The organism is Serratia sp. GW822-FHT06D09 (assembly GCF_058799515.1).
Genome location: NZ_JBXALO010000006.1, coordinates 210,446 through 229,744 on the forward strand (window position 1 = coordinate 210,446; position 19,299 = coordinate 229,744).

At 56.8% G+C, this 19,299-nt stretch carries 17 protein-coding genes; 16 read left to right on the forward strand and 1 reads right to left on the reverse strand.

The window, feature by feature from the left end; all coding sequences use genetic code 11:
• The first annotated feature begins 102 nt into the window (after positions 1-102).
• On the forward strand, positions 103-1,107 hold the full coding sequence (cra, locus tag AC1RKG_RS16310; protein ID WP_020825201.1) for a catabolite repressor/activator: 1,005 nt from the start codon (positions 103-105) through the stop codon (positions 1,105-1,107).
• 46 nt (positions 1,108-1,153) lie between these two features.
• Here the strand turns inward: cra and AC1RKG_RS16315 are convergent, their stop codons facing one another.
• On the reverse strand, positions 1,154-1,594 hold the full coding sequence (locus AC1RKG_RS16315) for an L-alanine exporter AlaE (RefSeq protein ID WP_048762928.1): 441 nt from the start codon (positions 1,592-1,594) through the stop codon (positions 1,154-1,156).
• Between the two features lie 869 nt (positions 1,595-2,463).
• Between AC1RKG_RS16315 and mraZ the strand changes: the two genes are divergently transcribed.
• From mraZ to ftsZ, 15 genes are all read left to right on the forward strand, one after another.
• Positions 2,464-2,922 (forward strand): division/cell wall cluster transcriptional repressor MraZ, encoded by a 459-nt coding sequence (mraZ, locus tag AC1RKG_RS16320; protein WP_041414198.1) that lies wholly within the window; start codon positions 2,464-2,466, stop codon positions 2,920-2,922.
• 2 nt (positions 2,923-2,924) lie between these two features.
• Positions 2,925-3,866: a 16S rRNA (cytosine(1402)-N(4))-methyltransferase RsmH gene (rsmH, locus tag AC1RKG_RS16325; RefSeq protein ID WP_020825204.1), complete on the forward strand. Its 942-nt coding sequence runs from the start codon at positions 2,925-2,927 to the stop codon at positions 3,864-3,866.
• Positions 3,863-4,183, forward strand: coding sequence for a cell division protein FtsL (gene ftsL / locus AC1RKG_RS16330; RefSeq protein WP_012005204.1), 321 nt, complete (start codon positions 3,863-3,865; stop codon positions 4,181-4,183). Before rsmH ends, ftsL begins: the two co-directional genes overlap by 4 nt.
• A gap of 42 nt (positions 4,184-4,225) precedes the next feature.
• Entirely contained in the window at positions 4,226-5,989 is a 1,764-nt protein-coding gene (locus AC1RKG_RS16335; protein WP_122077173.1) for a peptidoglycan glycosyltransferase FtsI, read from the forward strand.
• Positions 5,976-7,463, forward strand: a complete 1,488-nt coding sequence (gene murE / locus AC1RKG_RS16340) for a UDP-N-acetylmuramoyl-L-alanyl-D-glutamate--2,6-diaminopimelate ligase (protein WP_493183484.1) — start codon at positions 5,976-5,978, stop codon at positions 7,461-7,463. Before AC1RKG_RS16335 ends, murE begins: the two co-directional genes overlap by 14 nt.
• Positions 7,460-8,821 carry a UDP-N-acetylmuramoyl-tripeptide--D-alanyl-D-alanine ligase gene (gene murF, locus AC1RKG_RS16345; protein ID WP_493183485.1) on the forward strand — a complete coding sequence of 454 codons (1,362 nt, stop codon included), beginning with the start codon at positions 7,460-7,462 and terminating at the stop codon, positions 8,819-8,821. Before murE ends, murF begins: the two co-directional genes overlap by 4 nt.
• Positions 8,815-9,897 (forward strand): phospho-N-acetylmuramoyl-pentapeptide-transferase, encoded by a 1,083-nt coding sequence (gene mraY / locus AC1RKG_RS16350; RefSeq protein WP_012005208.1) that lies wholly within the window; start codon positions 8,815-8,817, stop codon positions 9,895-9,897. The genes murF and mraY overlap by 7 nt, the downstream gene beginning before the upstream one ends.
• A gap of 2 nt (positions 9,898-9,899) precedes the next feature.
• Positions 9,900-11,219 carry a UDP-N-acetylmuramoyl-L-alanine--D-glutamate ligase gene (murD, locus tag AC1RKG_RS16355; RefSeq protein ID WP_046374520.1) on the forward strand — a complete coding sequence of 440 codons (1,320 nt, stop codon included), beginning with the start codon at positions 9,900-9,902 and terminating at the stop codon, positions 11,217-11,219.
• A gap of 2 nt (positions 11,220-11,221) precedes the next feature.
• Complete coding sequence (gene ftsW, locus AC1RKG_RS16360; RefSeq protein WP_122080578.1) at positions 11,222-12,418, forward strand: cell division protein FtsW; 1,197 nt, start codon at positions 11,222-11,224, stop codon at positions 12,416-12,418.
• A gap of 3 nt (positions 12,419-12,421) precedes the next feature.
• On the forward strand, positions 12,422-13,486 hold the full coding sequence (gene murG / locus AC1RKG_RS16365; protein WP_046374518.1) for an undecaprenyldiphospho-muramoylpentapeptide beta-N-acetylglucosaminyltransferase: 1,065 nt from the start codon (positions 12,422-12,424) through the stop codon (positions 13,484-13,486).
• A gap of 83 nt (positions 13,487-13,569) precedes the next feature.
• Positions 13,570-15,048 (forward strand): UDP-N-acetylmuramate--L-alanine ligase, encoded by a 1,479-nt coding sequence (gene murC, locus AC1RKG_RS16370; protein ID WP_020825211.1) that lies wholly within the window; start codon positions 13,570-13,572, stop codon positions 15,046-15,048.
• Positions 15,038-15,958, forward strand: a complete 921-nt coding sequence (locus tag AC1RKG_RS16375; protein WP_046374517.1) for a D-alanine--D-alanine ligase — start codon at positions 15,038-15,040, stop codon at positions 15,956-15,958. Before murC ends, AC1RKG_RS16375 begins: the two co-directional genes overlap by 11 nt.
• Position 15,959: 1 nt before the next feature.
• A complete protein-coding gene (gene ftsQ, locus AC1RKG_RS16380) occupies positions 15,960-16,811 on the forward strand; it encodes a cell division protein FtsQ (protein ID WP_020825213.1) in 852 nt (283 codons plus the stop codon).
• On the forward strand, positions 16,808-18,064 hold the full coding sequence (ftsA, locus tag AC1RKG_RS16385) for a cell division protein FtsA (RefSeq protein WP_004950148.1): 1,257 nt from the start codon (positions 16,808-16,810) through the stop codon (positions 18,062-18,064). The genes ftsQ and ftsA overlap by 4 nt, the downstream gene beginning before the upstream one ends.
• A 74-nt stretch (positions 18,065-18,138) precedes the next feature.
• A complete protein-coding gene (ftsZ, locus tag AC1RKG_RS16390) occupies positions 18,139-19,293 on the forward strand; it encodes a cell division protein FtsZ (RefSeq protein WP_004950150.1) in 1,155 nt (384 codons plus the stop codon).
• Positions 19,294-19,299: the final 6 nt, after the last annotated feature.

Consider the following 19,299-nt stretch of genomic DNA (forward strand, 5'->3'; position numbering starts at 1 on the left):
TGCTGTTAGATCGCAGAGGCTGGATTGAATAACCGCACAGGATGCGATGGTTAATCCGGGCATGGTTTTCACTTCTATTTTCAGCGTCATTAAGGGGTTAACGTGAAACTGGATGAAATCGCGCGTCTCGCGGGCGTTTCGCGCACTACGGCCAGTTATGTCATCAACGGCAAGGCGAAGCAGTATCGTGTCAGCGATAAAACCGTCGAGAAAGTGATGGCCGTGGTCAGGGAGCACAACTATCACCCAAATGCCGTCGCGGCAGGGCTGCGCGCCGGGCGAACGCGCTCTATCGGTCTGGTGATCCCGGATCTGGAAAACACCAGCTACACCCGGATTGCCAACTATCTGGAGCGTCAGGCACGCCAACGCGGCTACCAACTGTTGATTGCCTGTTCGGAAGATCAGCCGGATAACGAAATGCGCTGCATCGAACATCTGCTGCAACGTCAGGTCGATGCACTCATCGTTTCCACCGCTTTGCCGCCAGAGCATCCATTCTATCAGCGCTGGGCCAACGATCCGCTGCCGATTATTGCCCTGGACCGTGCGCTGGATCGCGAGCATTTCATCAGCGTGGTGGGTGCCGACCAGGAGGATTCTTTCGCGCTGGCGCAGGAACTGCGTACCTTCCCGGCTGAGTCTGTGCTGTATCTGGGCGCGTTGCCGGAGCTTTCCGTCAGCTTCCTGCGTGAACAGGGCTTCCGTCAGGCCTGGCAGGATGACGAGCGTCATGTCGATTATCTGTATGCCAATAGCTATGAGCGCGAGGCTGCGGGCGTGCTGTTTGCCGAATGGCTGAAAACCCATCCGATGCCACAGGCATTGTTCACCACCTCATTCTCATTGTTGCAAGGGGTGATGGACGTGACCTTGAAGCAGCGTGGCCGCTTACCGACCGATCTGGCGATCGCCACCTTCGGCGACCATGAGCTGCTGGACTTCCTTGAGTGCCCGGTGCTGGCGGTTGCGCAGCGTCACCGTGACGTGGCCGAACGCGTATTGGAGCTGGTGCTGGCCAGTCTGGATGAGCCGCGTAAACCTAAACCGGGTCTGACGCGTATTCGCCGCAATCTGTTCCGCCGCGGCAGTCTGAGCCGAAAATAATCCTATAGCAGGGGCGCTTAACTGCGCTCCTGTTTCAAACTCCCCGTTATACGTAGCCTGTTACCCTGAACAGTCTTCTGCAGTATTCGAGAAAATACCCGTACACCACACCCATCGCCATCGATACCACAGCGTTGCTGGCCACGGCCGTTATGATCTGCTGCCCGTCGGCACCGACGCTCCACAGGATCGCGGCATAAACCGGCGATTGGAAACTGACATAGGCCAGCAGATCGGCAAGGTTACGCAATAAAAAGGGGTATCGATCAGCACGCCTGGCGATGCGGATGAACAGGTCCCGATAGCGCCCATAGGGCCAGGCGATCAGGATATTCACCGGAATCGACAGCAAGCGGGACGAGAGCGATTGTTGAAAGCTCATGCCGGAGACCAGAATTTCTATCGCCATACCGGCGATAAAGCAATACACCACCAGAGCAAAGGTATCGGCGGCGGCACTGCGCCAGTGAGTGGTAGGCGAGAGCATGGTGCAATCTCCGGAATGTTGGTTAATGTTCTGTTAAATTTATTTTTTATGGTTGTTAATTCTGGTTTTTTCTTTCATTTGTAGTTTACATTGCCGGTTGATGTTGGATAAGTAGCTTAATATTTTTATTTGGCGGCGTTGGGTGGTTTTTGTGCTGAGGACAGACGGCAGAATGTGGCGCGAAGGGATTAAAAATGGACTATTCCTAACTATTCAATTAAAACAATGGGTTGCATAATTTCTGACGATAAGGCTGTTTTCCACAGTAAAAATTGTGGTCATTAAACATGTAAGGAAATGAAACCATAATTGTAAACAGGTATTTTGGGAGTAATCTTACTAAATTGATTTGAATCGAAATTAACTCGCCTCGTAATATCCGAGTAATTTATTTTTCCATCTGGCTTATCAGCGGCACTTTAATTGAAGTAAAATAGCGGCCGACTTGAGGATGAATAACCGTTGTACGTTATTAACTCAATGGCTTACGCCGTATTTCGTTTGTAGGGCGAGTTAACGCCGAGCCTTGTCTGGCGCGGCTCGCGCTCGGTTACTGCGATGTGATTGCCGAGCTGAAAAATGAGACATCGATTGCAGAAGGAAGTATTGACTTAATTAATCGCCAATTTGTCAGGTTTTTAATCAGGTTCTTTCCGCTTAGAAAATTCTCCCCGTTTATCATGATGTTAATTTTTAATCATCTAATAAATAGCGTTCCTTTCGCGAGTCAGCTCCCAAAATGACCGAAGAAATATTGCCAAAGCGCTGGCGCTCTGGCTTGACAAGGTTTTCATACCCTCCGTAAACTCCATTATGTGGGAATTTGTGGGGTAAAGTGGTGAAAACGGTCGTGAAGGGGTAACTCAGGTATGTTCCGTGGAGCAACGATGGTTAACCTCGACAGCAAAGGGCGGCTTGCCGTACCCACCCGATATCGGGATTTGCTGAACGAGCAATCGCAAGGCCAAATGGTTTGCACCATTGACCTCCACCAGCCCTGCCTGCTGCTCTACCCACTGCCCGAATGGGAAGTTATTGAACAAAAGTTATCCCGTCTGTCGAGTATGAATCCCGCCGAGCGTCGCGTTCAGCGCCTGCTGTTGGGTCATGCCAGTGAGTGTCAGATGGACAGCGCCGGCCGTTTGCTGTTAGCCACTACGCTACGTCAGCACGCCGGGCTTACCAAAGAAGTGATGCTGGTCGGGCAGTTCAACAAGTTTGAACTGTGGGATGAACAGACCTGGTATCAACAAGTCAAGGATGATATTGACGCAGAACAGTCGACTCAGGAACCGTTGTCTGAGCGGCTACAGGACTTGTCGCTATAAGCATGTTGGAAAACTATAAACACACTACCGTACTGTTGGATGAGGCGGTTAACGGCCTCAACATTCGCAGTAACGGCATCTATATCGACGGTACTTTTGGCCGCGGTGGCCATTCGCGTCTGATTCTGTCCCAGCTTGGGCCGGAAGGACGTTTGTTGGCAATTGACCGCGACCCACAGGCGATTGCAGCCGCCAAGTCTATTGATGACCCTCGTTTTAGCATCGTACACGGCCCATTTTCAGAGTTGTCGCACTATGTGCGGGAACGCGAATTAGTAGGGAAGATTGATGGCATCTTGCTCGATCTGGGGGTTTCTTCACCGCAGTTGGATGACGCGGAACGCGGTTTCTCCTTCATGCGTGACGGTCCACTGGATATGCGCATGGACTCCTCAAGCGGTCAGTCAGCCTCCGAGTGGCTGATGAAAGCGGAAGCAGACGATATCGCCTGGGTGCTGAAAACCTTCGGTGAAGAGCGTTTTGCCAAGCGTATCGCTCGCGCCATCGTAGAAAGAAATCTCGTCGAGCCGATGACCCGTACCAAAGAGCTGGCGGACTTGATCGCCAACGCCAGCCCGTTCCGGGATAAGCACAAGCACCCGGCAACCCGCAGCTTCCAGGCGATCCGTATCTACATAAACAGCGAATTGGAAGAGATCGAACGTGCGCTGGACGGCGCGCTGGAAGTGCTGGCCCCGCAGGGCCGTCTGTCGATCATCAGTTTCCACTCGCTGGAAGACCGCATTGTTAAACGCTTCATGCGTCACCATAGCCGCGGCGCTCAGGTGCCCGCCGGTATCCCGCTGACGGAAGAGCAACTGCGCAGTATGGGCGGACGCACGCTGAAAGCGCTGGGCAAGATGATGCCTGGGGATGCTGAGGTGGCGGAAAACCCACGTGCACGTAGCTCAGTGCTGCGTATTGCCGAGAGGATGCCGGTGTGATTGGCAACGAACGCCACGGTCTGGTCGGCGTGATTGGCGGCGATTTGCTGCGTAACGCCAAGATCCCACTGATTTTGCTGATTGCTTCGTTGGTGTCTGCGGTTTTCGTCGTGACCACCGCGCACCGCACCCGCTTGCTGACTGCCGAGCGCGAGCAGTTAGTTCTTGAGAGAGACGCCCTGGACATTGAGTGGCGCAACCTGATTCTTGAAGAGAATGCCCTTGGGGATCACAGTCGGGTAGAACGCATCGCAACGGAAAAACTGCAGATGCAACATGTTGATCCATCTCAGGAAAATATCATCGTTAAACAATGAATGGTTTAACTGAAATCATTACACGGAGTAGAAAGGGAACGCATGAAAGCAGCACGCCCCGGTAAGTTGAAACGCCAGGAAGATCAGGCCAGCTTTGTAAGCTGGCGTTTTGCGTTGCTGTGCGGCTGTATTTTGCTGGCGTTGGTAGGGCTGATGCTGCGGGTGGCTTATCTGCAGGTGATTAACCCGGACCGCTTGGTAAAAGAAGGCGACATGCGCTCACTGCGCGTGCAGGAAGTACCGACTGCGCGCGGCATGATCAGCGATCGTTCAGGTCGGCCGCTGGCGGTAAGTGTGCCGGTGAATGCAATCTGGGCGGATCCGAAAGAGCTGAATGAGCGCGGTGGTATCACGCTGGATAGCCGCTGGAAGGCCCTGTCCGATGCGCTGAATGTTCCGCTGGATCAGCTTTCTACCCGCATCAACGCCAACCCTAAAGGGCGCTTTGTCTATCTGGCGCGCCAGGTGAATCCGGCGATCGGCGACTACATTCGCAAGTTGAAACTGCCGGGTATTTACCTGCGTCAGGAATCCCGTCGCTACTATCCTTCCGGCCAGGTGACTTCGCACATCATTGGCGTGACCAACATTGACGGTCAGGGGATTGAAGGCGTCGAGAAGAGCTTTGACCGCTGGCTGACCGGGCAACCGGGCGAGAGAACCGTGCGTAAAGACCGCTTTGGCCGGGTCATCGAGGATATTTCTTCGGTGGACAGTCAGGCGGCGCATAACCTGGTGCTGAGCGTCGATGAGCGTCTGCAGGCATTGGTTTACCGCGAACTCAACAACGCTGTGGCCTTCAACAAGGCTGAATCCGGTACTGCGGTGCTGGTGGATGTGAATACCGGCGAAGTGTTGGCGATGGCCAACAGCCCGTCTTACAACCCGAACAATATGGCCGGTACGCCGAAAGAAACCATGCGTAACCGTGCTATCACCGATATTTTTGAGCCTGGTTCCACCGTAAAACCTATGGTGGTCATGACGGCATTGCAGCACGGCATTGTGAAAGAAAACAGCGTGCTGAATACCGTCCCTTACCGTATCAACGGCAAGGAAATCAGGGACGTTGCGCGTTACGCGGAACTCTCCCTGACCGGGATCTTGCAGAAGTCGAGTAACGTCGGCGTTTCACGGCTGGCGTTATCGATGCCGTCCTCAGCGTTAGTAGATACTTACTCTCGTTTTGGATTGGGAAAAGCGACCAATTTGGGGCTGGTCGGAGAAAGCAGTGGCATATACCCAAAAAAACAACGGTGGTCTGACATAGAGAGGGCCACCTTCTCTTTCGGCTATGGGCTAATGGTAACCCCGTTACAGTTAGCGCGAGTCTACGCAACGATCGGCAGTCTGGGCGTTTATCGCCCGCTGTCGATTACCAAAGTTGACCCACCGGTTGCCGGTGAGCGCGTCTTCCCCGAACCTCTGGTGCGCACCGTTGTGCACATGATGGAAAGCGTTGCCTTACCGGGCGGCGGTGGGGTGAAGGCGGCCATCAAGGGCTACCGCATAGCCATCAAAACCGGTACCGCCAAAAAAGTGGGCCCGGACGGCAAATACGTCAACAGATACATCGCTTATACCGCCGGCGTGGCGCCGGCCAGTAATCCTCGTTTTGCTCTGGTGGTGGTAATCAACGACCCGCAGGGTGGGAAATACTACGGTGGTGCGATCTCCGCGCCGGTGTTTGGCGCCATCATGGGCGGCGTATTGCGCACCATGAACGTTGAACCGGATGCGTTGCCTACCGTTGAGAAAAGCGATTTTGTAACTAACAGAAAAGAGGGTTCAGGTGGCAGATCGTAATTTGCGCGATTTACTCGCTCCGTGGGTGCCAACGGCTCCCGGGCGCGCGCTGCGGGAAATGACATTAGACAGCCGTATTGCGGCTGCCGGGGATCTGTTTGTCGCCGTTGTCGGCCATCAAACGGATGGACGCCGCTATATTCCGCAGGCCATCGCGCAGGGCGTTGCCGCTGTGATTGCCGAAGCTGAAGGCCAGGCCGAAGATGGCGCTATCACCCAAATGCACGGCGTGCCGGTGATTTACCTGAGCCAGCTCAACCAGCGCCTTTCCGCACTGGCCGGGCGTTTTTACCATGAACCGGCGGAACGTCTGCGTCTGGTCGGCGTTACGGGTACCAACGGCAAAACCACCACCACTCAGCTGCTGGCGCAGTGGGGCCAACTGCTGGGTGAAACCAGCGCCGTAATGGGCACCGTCGGCAATGGTTTGCTGGGCCAGGTTTGCCCAACAGAGAATACCACCGGCTCTGCGGTAGATGTTCAACACGTATTAAACGAGCTGGTCGATCGCGGCGCCACCTTCGCGGCGATGGAAGTCTCTTCCCACGGCCTGGTGCAAAACCGCGTGGCGGCGCTGCCGTTTGCCGCTGCGGTGTTCACTAACCTGAGCCGCGATCATCTGGATTACCACGGTGACATGGCCAATTACGAAGCGGCCAAGTGGTCGCTGTTCGCCAGTCACGAAGTGGGCCAGGCGATTATCAATGCCGATGACGAAGTCGGCCAGCGCTGGCTGAGTCAATTGCCGGATGCGGTTGCTGTCACCATGCAGGGCAACCTGCAGCCTGGCTGCCACGGTCGCTGGCTGAAAACCACCGCGGTTAACTATCACGATAACGGCGCTACTATTCGCTTCAGCTCAAGCTGGGGCGATGGTGAGATTGAAAGCCGCCTGATGGGGGCTTTCAACGTCAGTAACTTGCTGTTGGCGTTGGCGACCCTGCTGTCGTTGGGGTATCCACTGGATGAACTGGTGGCCACCGGTAATCAGCTGCAACCGGTGTGTGGCCGCATGGAAGTTTTCAACGCGCCGGGTAAACCGACGGTGGTGGTCGATTACGCCCACACCCCGGATGCGCTGGAAAAAGCTTTGGAAGCCGCGCGCCTGCACTGCCAGGGGCAGTTATGGTGCGTGTTTGGCTGCGGCGGCGATCGCGACAAGGGCAAGCGTCCACTGATGGGCGGCATCGCCGAACAGTTCGCCGATCGCGTCGTTGTTACCGACGATAACCCTCGTACCGAAGAGCCGCAGGCGATTATCGCCGATATCCTGACTGGCTTGCTGGATGCCGGACGCGTTCTGGTGATCCACGGTCGTGCGGAAGCCGTAACCAGCGCCATCATGCAGGCGAAAGAACAAGACGTGGTGCTGGTGGCCGGTAAGGGCCACGAGGATTACCAACTGGTGGGGAATCGCCGTCTGGATTACTCCGATCGCACCACCGTCGCGCGTTTGCTGGGGGTAGTAGCATGATCCCTGTCTCCCTTCAGGCACTGGCCGATGTATTGAGCGCTGAGCTGATCGGCGCCGATTGCCAAATCGTTGAGGTGACGACAGATACCCGTCAGGTAACCGCTGGTTGCCTGTTTGTGGCATTGAAAGGTGAGCGTTTCGACGCTCACGATTTTGCTGTTGATGCTGTAGCCGCAGGCGCCGGGGCGTTGCTGGTAAGTAAGCGCTTATTGGTGGATGTTCCGCAACTGGTGGTGAAAGACACCCGTCTGGCGTTAGGGCAACTTGCTGCCTGGGTACGCAAGCAGGTACCGGCCCGAGTCGTGGCGTTAACCGGCTCATCGGGCAAGACTTCGGTGAAAGAGATGGCCGCCGCTATCCTGCGTGAGTGCGGCGAAGTGCTTTATACCGCCGGCAATTTCAATAATGACATCGGCGTGCCTTTGACGCTGCTGCGTTTGCAGCCGCAGCACGACTTTGCGGTGATTGAGCTGGGCGCTAACCACATTGGCGAAATCGCCTATACCACCGCATTAACTTGTCCGCAGACCGCCCTGGTAAATAACCTGGCGGCCGCTCACCTGGAAGGCTTTGGTTCCTTGGCCGGTGTTGCCCAGGCGAAGGGCGAAATTTTTACCGGCTTGCCGGCTGACGGCGTGGCGATCATCAACGCCGACAACAACGATTGGCCGCATTGGCAGAGCATGCTGGAGGGGAAGACCGTTTGGCGATTCTCTCCGCAGGCGGCAGAAGGCGTCGATTTCTTCGCCAGCGATGTACAGGTTAACGGTGAAGGCACACGGTTTACGTTGCACAGCCCGTTCGGCACTGCGCCTATCGCGCTGCCCCTTCCTGGGCGTCATAACGTCGCCAACGCGTTGGCGGCAACGGCACTGGCAATGTCGGCCGGTGCATCGCTCGAGGCCGTGCGTCAGGGGCTCAAGCAACTGCAGGCGGTGCCGGGACGTTTGTTCCCGATTGCCCTGTCTGCCGGCAAGCTGCTGTTGGATGACAGCTACAACGCCAACGTTGGCTCAATGACGGCCGCTGCGCAGGTACTGGCGGAAATGCCGGGTTACCGCGTGATGGTGGTGGGCGACATGGCAGAGCTGGGGGCGGAAGCCGAAGAGTGTCACCGTCAGGTGGGCGAAGCGGCTCGGCTGGCGGGAGTCGATAAGGTGCTGGGCGTGGGGCCATTGAGCCAAACGCTGATTGCCGCCTCCGGTAACGGCGAACATTTTCAGGATAAGGCAGCAGTGATCGCGCGCGTGGCGGAATTACTGTCGGAACATGCGGTAATTACCGTGTTAATCAAGGGTTCACGTAGTGCCGCAATGGAGCAGGTAGTACGCGCGTTACAGGAGAAAGCACCATGTTAGTTTGGCTGGCCGAGCATTTGGTCAAATATTATTCCGGCTTCAACGTCTTTTCCTACCTGACGTTCCGAGCCATTGTCAGCCTGCTGACCGCGCTGTTCCTCTCCTTGTGGATGGGGCCGCGGGTGATCAAACGCCTGCAGGAGATGTCCTTCGGCCAGGTGGTGCGTAACGACGGTCCAGAGTCGCATTTCAGCAAGCGCGGCACGCCGACCATGGGCGGCATCATGATCCTGACCTCCATCACCGTTTCGGTGCTGATGTGGGCCTATCCGTCCAACCCTTATGTTTGGTGCGTACTGTTCGTGCTGGTGGGTTACGGCATCGTCGGTTTCGTTGACGACTACCGCAAGGTGGTGCGTAAAGACACCAAAGGGCTGATCGCCCGCTGGAAATACTTCTGGCAGTCGGTGATTGCGCTGGTGGTTGCTTTCGCCATGTATGCCGTAGGTAAAGACACGCCAGCCACCGAGCTGGTTGTGCCGTTCTTTAAGGACATCATGCCTCAGCTTGGCCTGTTGTACGTGCTGCTGGCTTACTTTGTCATCGTGGGGACCAGCAACGCGGTCAACCTGACCGACGGGCTGGACGGCCTGGCGATTATGCCGACGGTGTTCGTGGCCGCCGGTTTTGCACTGGTAGCCTGGGCAACCGGTAACATGAACTTCGCCAACTACCTGCACATTCCATATTTGCGTCACGCCGGTGAACTGGTGATCGTCTGTACCGCCATTGTCGGCGCCGGCCTGGGCTTTTTGTGGTTCAACACCTATCCGGCCCAGGTCTTCATGGGCGACGTGGGTTCGTTGGCGCTGGGCGGCGCGTTGGGCACCATTGCGGTGCTGCTGCGCCAAGAGTTTTTACTGTTGATTATGGGCGGCGTGTTCGTGGTTGAAACGCTGTCGGTGATTTTGCAGGTGGGGTCGTTCAAGCTGCGCGGGCAACGTATTTTCCGCATGGCGCCGATTCACCACCACTATGAATTGAAAGGCTGGCCGGAACCACGCGTGATCGTGCGCTTCTGGATTATTTCGCTGATGCTGGTGCTGATTGGCCTGGCGACGCTGAAGGTGCGGTAACTATGGCGGATTATCAGGGTAAGAAAGTGGTCATCATCGGGCTGGGCCTCACCGGCCTGTCCTGTGTTGATTTCTTTATGGCGCGCGGCGTAACGCCACGCGTTATGGATACCCGCATTTCACCTCCAGGGCTGGACAAGCTGCCTGAAAGCGTTGAGCGTCACCTGGGTGATTTGAATCAGGATTGGCTGTTGGCGGCGGATTTGATCGTCGCGAGTCCGGGCATGGCATTGGCGACCCCGGCATTGAGCGCTGCTGCAGAGGCGGGCGTAGAGATTGTTGGCGATATCGAATTGTTCTGCCGTGAAGCCCAGGCACCGATCGTGGCGATTACCGGTTCCAACGGTAAAAGCACCGTCACCACCCTGGTGGGTGAAATGGCAAAAGCCGCAGGTTGGGCGGTAGGCGTCGGTGGCAATATCGGCCTGCCTGCGTTGAGCCTGCTGCGTCAGGAATGCCAACTGTACGTGCTGGAGCTGTCGAGCTTCCAACTGGAAACCACTTACAGCCTGCACGCGGCTGCGGCGACCATTTTGAACGTCACCGAAGATCATATGGATCGCTATCCGTTTGGGCTGCAGCAATACCGTGCCGCCAAGCTGAAGGTCTATGAAAATGCCAGCCTGTGCGTGGTCAATGCCGACGACGCATTGACGATGCCGATTCGCGGGGCGGATCAGCGTTGCATCAGCTTTGGTGCCGATGTGGGCGACTATCACCTGAACCGCCAACTGGGCGAGACCTGGTTGCGCGTGCGCGGCGAGAAAATCCTGAACACCCGCGAAATGAAGCTGACTGGCCGCCATAACTACACCAATGCGTTGGCGGCGCTGGCACTGGCCGATGCGGTGAACATCCCGCGCGCTTCCAGCCTGAAAGCGTTGACCACCTATACCGGTTTGGCGCACCGCTTCCAATTGGCCTGGGAACATAACGGCGTTCGCTGGATTAACGATTCTAAAGCCACCAACGTTGGCAGTACCGAAGCGGCGTTGAATGGTCTGCAGGTGGACGGCACCTTGCACCTGCTGTTGGGCGGCGACGGTAAATCGGCCGATTTCTCCCCGCTGGCGCGCTACCTGCAAGGCGATAACGTTCGCCTTTACTGCTTCGGCCGTGATGGTGAACAGTTGGCTCAGCTGCGGCCGGAGGTCGCTACGCTGACCGAGACTATGGAACAGGCGATGCAGACGATAGCCGGCCGGGTGCAACCTGGCGATATGGTGTTGTTGTCACCCGCCTGTGCCAGCCTGGATCAGTTCCGCAATTTTGAAGTACGCGGCGACGAGTTTACTCGTTTGGCACAGGAGCTTGGCGGATGAGACTGCGCTTGCCGAACTTCGGGCTGACAGAGCTCTTTAAAAACTGGGTGGCGGGATCGCGAGATAACGATTCGGTCAATATGGTGCTGTACGACCGTACCCTGCTGTGGCTGACCTTTGGGTTGGCCATTATCGGTTTTGTGATGGTGACTTCGGCTTCGATGCCGATCGGTCAGCGCCTGGCGGACGATCCGTTCTTGTTTGCCAAGCGTGATGCGTTGTACCTCGGGCTGGCGTTCGGTCTGTCGATGGTGACCTTGCGCATTCCGATGGAAGTCTGGCAGCGCTATAGCAACATCATGCTGCTGTTGTCGATTGTGATGCTGTTGATCGTATTGGTGGTCGGCAGCTCGGTAAACGGGGCATCGCGCTGGATCTCGCTGGGGCCGCTGCGTATTCAGCCGGCAGAGCTGTCCAAGCTGTCGCTGTTCTGTTACCTGGCGAGTTATCTGGTGCGCAAAGTAGAAGAGGTGCGCAGCAACTTCTGGGGCTTCTGCAAGCCGATGGGCGTCATGGTGGTGTTGGCCGTGCTGCTGCTGGCTCAGCCGGACCTCGGTACCGTGGTGGTGCTGTTTATCACCACGCTGGCAATGCTGTTCCTGGCCGGCGCGAAAATGTGGCAATTCCTGGCGATTATCGGATCCGGAGCCTTCGCGGTAGTGCTGTTGATCATCGCCGAACCTTACCGTATGCGCCGTGTGACCTCGTTCTGGAATCCGTGGGCCGATCCGTTCGGCAGCGGCTATCAGCTGACCCAGTCGCTGATGGCCTTTGGCCGTGGTGAATTCTGGGGACAAGGGCTGGGTAATTCGGTGCAGAAACTCGAGTATTTGCCGGAAGCGCACACCGACTTTATCTTCTCGATTTTAGGCGAAGAGCTGGGCTATATCGGTGTGGTTTTTGCATTGTTAATGGTATTCTGCGTCGCTTTTCGTGCTATGTCGATTGGCCGCCGTGCGCTGGAGATTGATCAGCGCTTTTCTGGCTTCTTGGCCTGCTCAATTGGCGTGTGGTTTAGCTTCCAGGCGCTGGTCAACGTCGGTGCCGCTGCCGGAATGCTTCCCACTAAAGGCTTAACGTTACCGCTGATAAGCTATGGCGGTTCGAGCCTGTTGATTATGTCGACGGCGATCGTGCTGTTGCTGCGTATTGATTATGAAACGCGTCTGGCTAAAGCCCAGGCGTTTGTGAAGAGGTAAGGGATGAGCGGGAAACCTAAGCGTTTAATGGTGATGGCAGGCGGTACCGGCGGACACGTGTTCCCGGGACTGGCGGTCGCACATCATCTGATGGCGCAAGGCTGGCAGGTGCGCTGGCTTGGAACCGCAGACCGAATGGAAGCCGATCTGGTGCCAAAGCACGGGATCGAGATTGATTTCATCCGTATTTCCGGCCTGCGTGGCAAAGGGCTGAAGGCCCAACTGAGCGCGCCGCTGCGTATCTGGCAAGCCGTACGTCAGGCGAAGGCGATTATGCGCAGCTACCAACCGGACGTGGTGCTGGGGATGGGGGGTTACGTTTCTGGTCCTGGCGGTTTGGCCGCATGGCTGTGCGGCATCCCGGTGGTGCTGCATGAACAAAACGGCATTGCCGGGCTGACCAACCGTTGGTTGGCGCGCATTGCCAAGAAGGTCCTGCAGGCCTTCCCTGGCGCGTTCCCCAATGCGGACGTGGTGGGCAACCCGGTACGCACTGACGTATTGGCGCTGCCGCTGCCGGCAGAGCGATTGACGGGGCGTGAAGGGCCCATTCGCGTACTGGTGATTGGCGGCAGTCAGGGTGCCCGGGTGCTGAATCAGACAGTTCCTGAAGTCGCGGCGAGATTGGGCGATAGAATTACGCTCTGGCATCAGGTAGGCAAAGGTGCGCTGGAAAATGTGTTGCGCGACTACGAGAGGGTAGGGCAGACGCAACACAAAGTGACCGAGTTTATTGATGACATGGCGGCGGCGTACGCTTGGGCTGATGTCGTGGTGTGCCGCTCCGGCGCGCTGACGGTCAGCGAGATCGCCGCTGCGGGCCTTCCTGCGATCTTCGTGCCTTTCATGCACAAAGACCGCCAACAGTATTGGAATGCCCGCCCGCTGGAAGAAGCCGGTGCGGCGAAGATTATCGAGCAACCGCAGTTTAACGCCGATGTGGTGGCGGAGCTGCTGGCTGGCTGGGATCGTCCTACGCTGCTGGCTATGGCCGAAAAGGCCCGTGCCGTGGCCATTCCGGATGCTACCGAACGCGTAGCTGCGGAGCTGGTGCGCGTCGCCAAATAATATGCAGGGGTCCGGTTCGCCGGGCCTGAATTAAAGAATGTCATGTAGGGGCCCGGCATGCCGGACCTGGATTAGAGAGAGTGATGAATACACAACAACTGGCGAAACTACGTACTATCGTGCCCGAGATGCGACGCGTCCGGCACATTCACTTTGTCGGCATCGGTGGCGCCGGCATGGGTGGTATCGCCGAAGTGTTGGCCAATGAAGGTTATCAAATCAGCGGTTCTGACCTGGCACCGAATCCGGTAACCCAGCAGTTGAGCGCGCTCGGGGCGACGATTTACTTCCATCACCGTCCGGAGAACGTACTGGATGCCAGCGTAGTCGTGGTTTCTACCGCGATTTCTGCCGACAACCCGGAAATTGTCGCCGCTCGTGAAGCGCGTATTCCGGTAATCCGCCGCGCAGAGATGTTGGCCGAACTGATGCGTTTTCGTCACGGCATCGCCGTTGCCGGTACGCATGGCAAGACCACGACCACGGCAATGGTGTCGAGCATTTATGCCGAAGCCGGTCTGGACCCGACCTTTGTTAACGGCGGGCTGGTGAAAGCGGCAGGAACTCATGCGCGTTTGGGCTCCAGCCGTTACCTGATTGCGGAAGCGGATGAGAGCGATGCCTCTTTCTTGCATCTGCAACCGATGGTGGCGATTGTCACCAATATCGAAGCCGACCATATGGAGACCTACCAGGGCGACTTCGAAAACCTGAAGCAGACATTTATTAACTTTTTGCACAACCTGCCGTTCTACGGCCGTGCGGTGATGTGTATTGACGATCCGGTGGTGCGTGAATTGCTGCCACGTGTGGGTCGCCATATCACCACTTACGGTTTCAGCGACGATGCCGACGTTCGCATCGAGAGCTACCGTCAGGTTGGAGCCCAGGGCCACTTCACCCTGAGCCGCCAGGACAAGCCGCTGATGACGGTGACGCTGAATGCGCCGGGTCGTCACAACGCGTTGAACGCGGCGGCGGCAGTGGCGGTAGCAACGGAAGAGGGCATTGACGACGCAGATATCCTGCGTGCGTTGGCCAGCTTCCAGGGGACCGGTCGCCGCTTTGATTTCCTCGGCGAATTCCCGCTGGAGCCGGTAAATGGCAAAAGCGGCAGTGCGATGCTGGTGGACGATTATGGCCACCACCCGACCGAGGTCGACGCGACGCTGAAAGCCGCACGTGCAGGCTGGCCGGACAAGCGTCTGGTGATGATTTTCCAGCCGCACCGTTACACGCGTACTCGCGATCTGTATGACGACTTTGCCAATGTGCTGTCGCAGGTGGACGTGCTGCTGATGCTGGACGTTTACTCTGCCGGTGAAACGGCAATTCCAGGGGCGGACAGCCGCTCGCTGTGCCGTACCATCCGCAGCCGCGGCAAGCTGGATCCGATTCTGGTTTCTGATGCGGATACCGTGCCGGAAACCCTGGCAGGGTTGCTGCAAGCGGACGATTTAGTGCTGGTGCAGGGCGCCGGCAACGTGGGGAAAGTCGCACGCAAACTGGCTGAGCTGAAGCTGCAGCCTCAGAAAAAAGAGGAGGAACATCATGGCCGATAAAGTTGCCGTACTGCTGGGTGGCACCTCCGCTGAACGTGAAGTGTCATTGCAATCCGGCGCCGCCGTGCTGGCCGGGCTGCGTGAAGCCGGTATCGACGCTCACGGCATCGATATCCGTGATTTCCCGGTCACCCAGTTGAAAGAACATGGGTTTACCAAAGTATTTATCGCGCTGCATGGCCGAGGCGGTGAAGACGGCACCCTGCAAGGCATGCTGGAGTTCCTCGAACTGCCTTATACCGGCAGTGGCGTGATGGCTTCGGCACTGACCATGGACAAGTGGCGCACCAAAATGGTGTGGCAGTCGATGGGCCTGCCGGTGGCGCCTTATGTTGCGCTGAACCGACAGCAATATGCCGGTGCAGAAAAAGAGGCGCTGATCGCGCGCGTAGAGGCCTTGGGCCTGCCGCTGATCGTCAAGCCGAGCCGTGAAGGCTCCAGCGTTGGTATGAGCAAAGTTACCGAGCGTGGCGCTCTTGAGGCGGCTCTGGAAGAAGGTTTCCGTCATGACGACGACGTGCTGGTCGAGAAGTGGCTGAGCGGTCCGGAATACACGGTAGCGATGCTGGGTGATCGAGTATTGCCTTCCATCCGGATTCAACCGGCCGGCGTGTTTTACGATTACCAGGCCAAGTACATCTCGGACGATACCCAGTATTTCTGTCCGAGCGGCCTGGGTGCGGAACAGGAAGCCGAAATGGCGTCTCTGGCGTTACGCGCCTATCGTGGGCTGGACTGCAGCGGCTGGGGCCGCGTTGATGTGATGCAGGATAGCGATGGCAGCTTCTATCTGCTTGAGGTGAATACCTCGCCGGGCATGACCAGTCATAGCCTGGTGCCGATGGCAGCGCGGCAGTCTGGTTTAAGCTTCTCGCAGCTGGTAGCGAGAATTTTGGAATTGGCCGACTGATATGTCGCAAGCTGCCCTGAATGCGCGTGAACGCGAGGTGGACAACAACCCGCGACGCAGCAATGGAACCCAGTTGGCGGGAATGATTTTCCTGTTGATGGTGTTGGGAACGGTCCTGTGGAGTGGGTGGGCGGTGATTGGCTGGATGAAAGACGCCAGCCGCCTGCCGCTGTCACGACTGGTGGTGACCGGTGAACGTCACTACACCACCAACGACGATATTCGTCAGGCTATCCTGGCGCTGGGATCGCCGGGGACGTTCATGACGCAGGATGTGGATATCATCCAGCAGCAGATTGAACGCCTGCCGTGGATCAAGCAGGCCAGCGTGCGTAAGCAGTGGCCGGATGAGCTGAAGATCCACCTGGTGGAATATGTCCCGGTGGCGCGCTGGAATGATTTGCACATGGTAGATGCCGAAGGCAAATCCTTCAGCGTGCCTGCAGAACGAATTGGCAAACAGAAGTTGCCGTTGCTGTATGGTCCGGAAGGGAGCGAACAGGATGTTCTTGAAGGTTACCGGACCATGAGCAGCATGTTAGCGGCCAGCAAATATACGCTGAAAATGGCGGCCATGAGCGCCCGCCATTCCTGGCAGCTGGCTTTGGATAATGATGTTCGGCTGGAGCTGGGACGCGACGATCGCACCGGACGCCTGCAGCGCTTTATCGAGCTTTACCCGGTATTGCAGCAGCAGGGGCAGGCAGAAAGCAAGCGAGTCAGTTATGTCGACTTACGCTACGAGGCCGGTGCATCGGTAGGTTGGGCCCCCGTGTTTATCGACCCGCAGGCTGCAGGCGATCGGCAGAACAGTAATCAGCAACAGAATCAGGCACAGGCAAAACAACAATGATCAAGTCGACGGACAGAAAACTGGTAGTTGGACTGGAGATCGGTACTGCAAAAGTCTCCGCATTGGTAGGGGAAGTTCTGCCCGATGGCATGGTCAACATTATCGGGGTGGGCAGTTGCCCGTCTCGCGGTATGGATAAGGGTGGCGTTAACGACCTGGAGTCGGTAGTGAAGTGCGTACAGCGCGCTATCGATCAGGCCGAACTGATGGCGGATTGTCAGATTTCTTCGGTTTACCTCGCATTATCGGGTAAACACATCAGCTGCCAGAACGAAATAGGGATGGTTCCTATTTCCGAAGAGGAAGTGACACAGGAAGATGTGGAGAATGTGGTGCATACCGCTAAATCGGTACGCGTCCGTGATGAACACCGCATCCTGCACGTCATCCCTCAGGAATACGCCATCGATTATCAGGAAGGCATCAAAAACCCGGTTGGGTTGTCCGGCGTGCGTATGCAAGCCAAGGTGCACCTGATCACCTGCCATAACGATATGGCTAAGAACATCGTTAAGGCAGTAGAACGTTGTGGTCTGAAAGTTGACCAACTTATTTTCGCCGGTCTGGCCGCCAGCTATGCGGTACTGACCGAAGATGAGCGCGAGCTCGGCGTTTGTGTAGTGGATATCGGCGGCGGCACCATGGATATGGCGGTGTACACCGGCGGTGCGCTGCGCCACACCAAAGTGATCCCTTACGCCGGGAACGTGGTCACCAGCGATATCGCTTACGCCTTCGGCACGCCGCCGACAGACGCGGAAGCGATCAAAGTTCGACACGGCTGTGCGCTTGGGTCGATTGTTAGCAAGGATGAAAGTGTAGAGGTGCCAAGCGTTGGAGGACGTCCTCCTCGGAGTCTGCAAAGACAGACACTGGCTGAAGTGATTGAGCCACGCTACACCGAACTGTTGAATCTGGTTAACGATGAAATTTTGCAATTGCAGGAGCAACTGCGTCAGCAAGGGGTGAAGCATCATCTGGCAGCGGGTATTGTGCTGACCGGTGGTGCCGCCCAGATTGATGGCCTGGCAGCCTGTGCGCAACGGGTGTTCCACACCCAGGTACGCATCGGCCAACCCTTGAACATCACGGGTCTGACGGATTATGCGCAGGAGCCTTACTACTCTACGGCGGTAGGTCTGCTGCACTATGGAAAAGAGTCTCACCTGAGCGGTGAGGCAGAAGTAGAAAAACGCGCCTCGGTGGGCAATTGGTTTAAACGTATCAATAGCTGGCTGAGAAAAGAGTTTTAATGTTTCAACAAAGAGATCATGCTGAGTAATCTTTTTATGATCTCGCAGCGACAGGCACAAAACGGAGAGAAACTATGTTTGAACCAATGGAACTAACCAATGACGCGGTGATTAAAGTCATCGGCGTCGGCGGTGGCGGTGGCAACGCCGTTGAACACATGGTGCGCGAGCGCATCGAAGGTGTTGAATTCTTTGCCGTGAATACAGACGCTCAGGCGCTTCGTAAAACGGCAGTTGGCCAAACCATCCAGATCGGTAGCGGTATTACCAAAGGTCTGGGTGCAGGCGCGAACCCTGAAGTGGGTCGCAATTCAGCGGAAGAAGACCGTGAAGCCCTGCGCGCCGCACTGGATGGTGCAGACATGGTCTTCATTGCAGCCGGCATGGGCGGCGGTACCGGTACCGGTGCAGCGCCAGTCGTCGCTGAAGTTGCTAAAGACCTGGGTATTCTGACAGTGGCCGTGGTGACCAAGCCTTTCAATTTTGAAGGCAAGAAACGCATGGCGTTCGCTGAGCAGGGTATCGCAGAATTGTCCAAACATGTGGACTCACTGATCACTATCCCGAACGACAAGCTGTTGAAAGTTCTGGGTCGCGGTATTTCTCTGTTGGACGCGTTTGGTGCGGCTAACGACGTGCTGAAAGGCGCGGTACAGGGTATTGCCGAACTGATCACCCGTCCGGGCCTGATGAACGTCGACTTCGCCGACGTGCGCACCGTAATGTCCGAAATGGGCTACGCGATGATGGGTTCCGGCGTTGCCTGTGGTGAAGACCGTGCTGAAGAAGCTGCGGAAATGGCGATCTCCAGCCCACTGCTGGAAGATATCGACCTGTCCGGCGCTCGCGGCGTGCTGGTCAACATCACCGCCGGCTTCGACCTGCGCTTGGATGAGTTCGAAACCGTGGGTAACACCATTCGTGCTTTCGCTTCCGACAACGCGACCGTGGTAATTGGTACGTCGCTGGATCCGGAAATGAACGACGAACTGCGTGTAACCGTGGTTGCGACCGGTATCGGCATGGACAAACGTCCGGAAATCACTCTGGTCACCAATAAACAGGCCAGCCAGCCAGTGATGGATCATCGCTACCAGCAGCACGGCATGTCGCCGCTGCCGCAGGAAGTGAAACCTGCCGCCAAGGTGGTTAACGATCCGACTGCGCAGCCTAATAAAGAGCCCGACTATCTTGATATTCCAGCCTTCCTGCGCAAGCAGGCAGACTAAGAATAT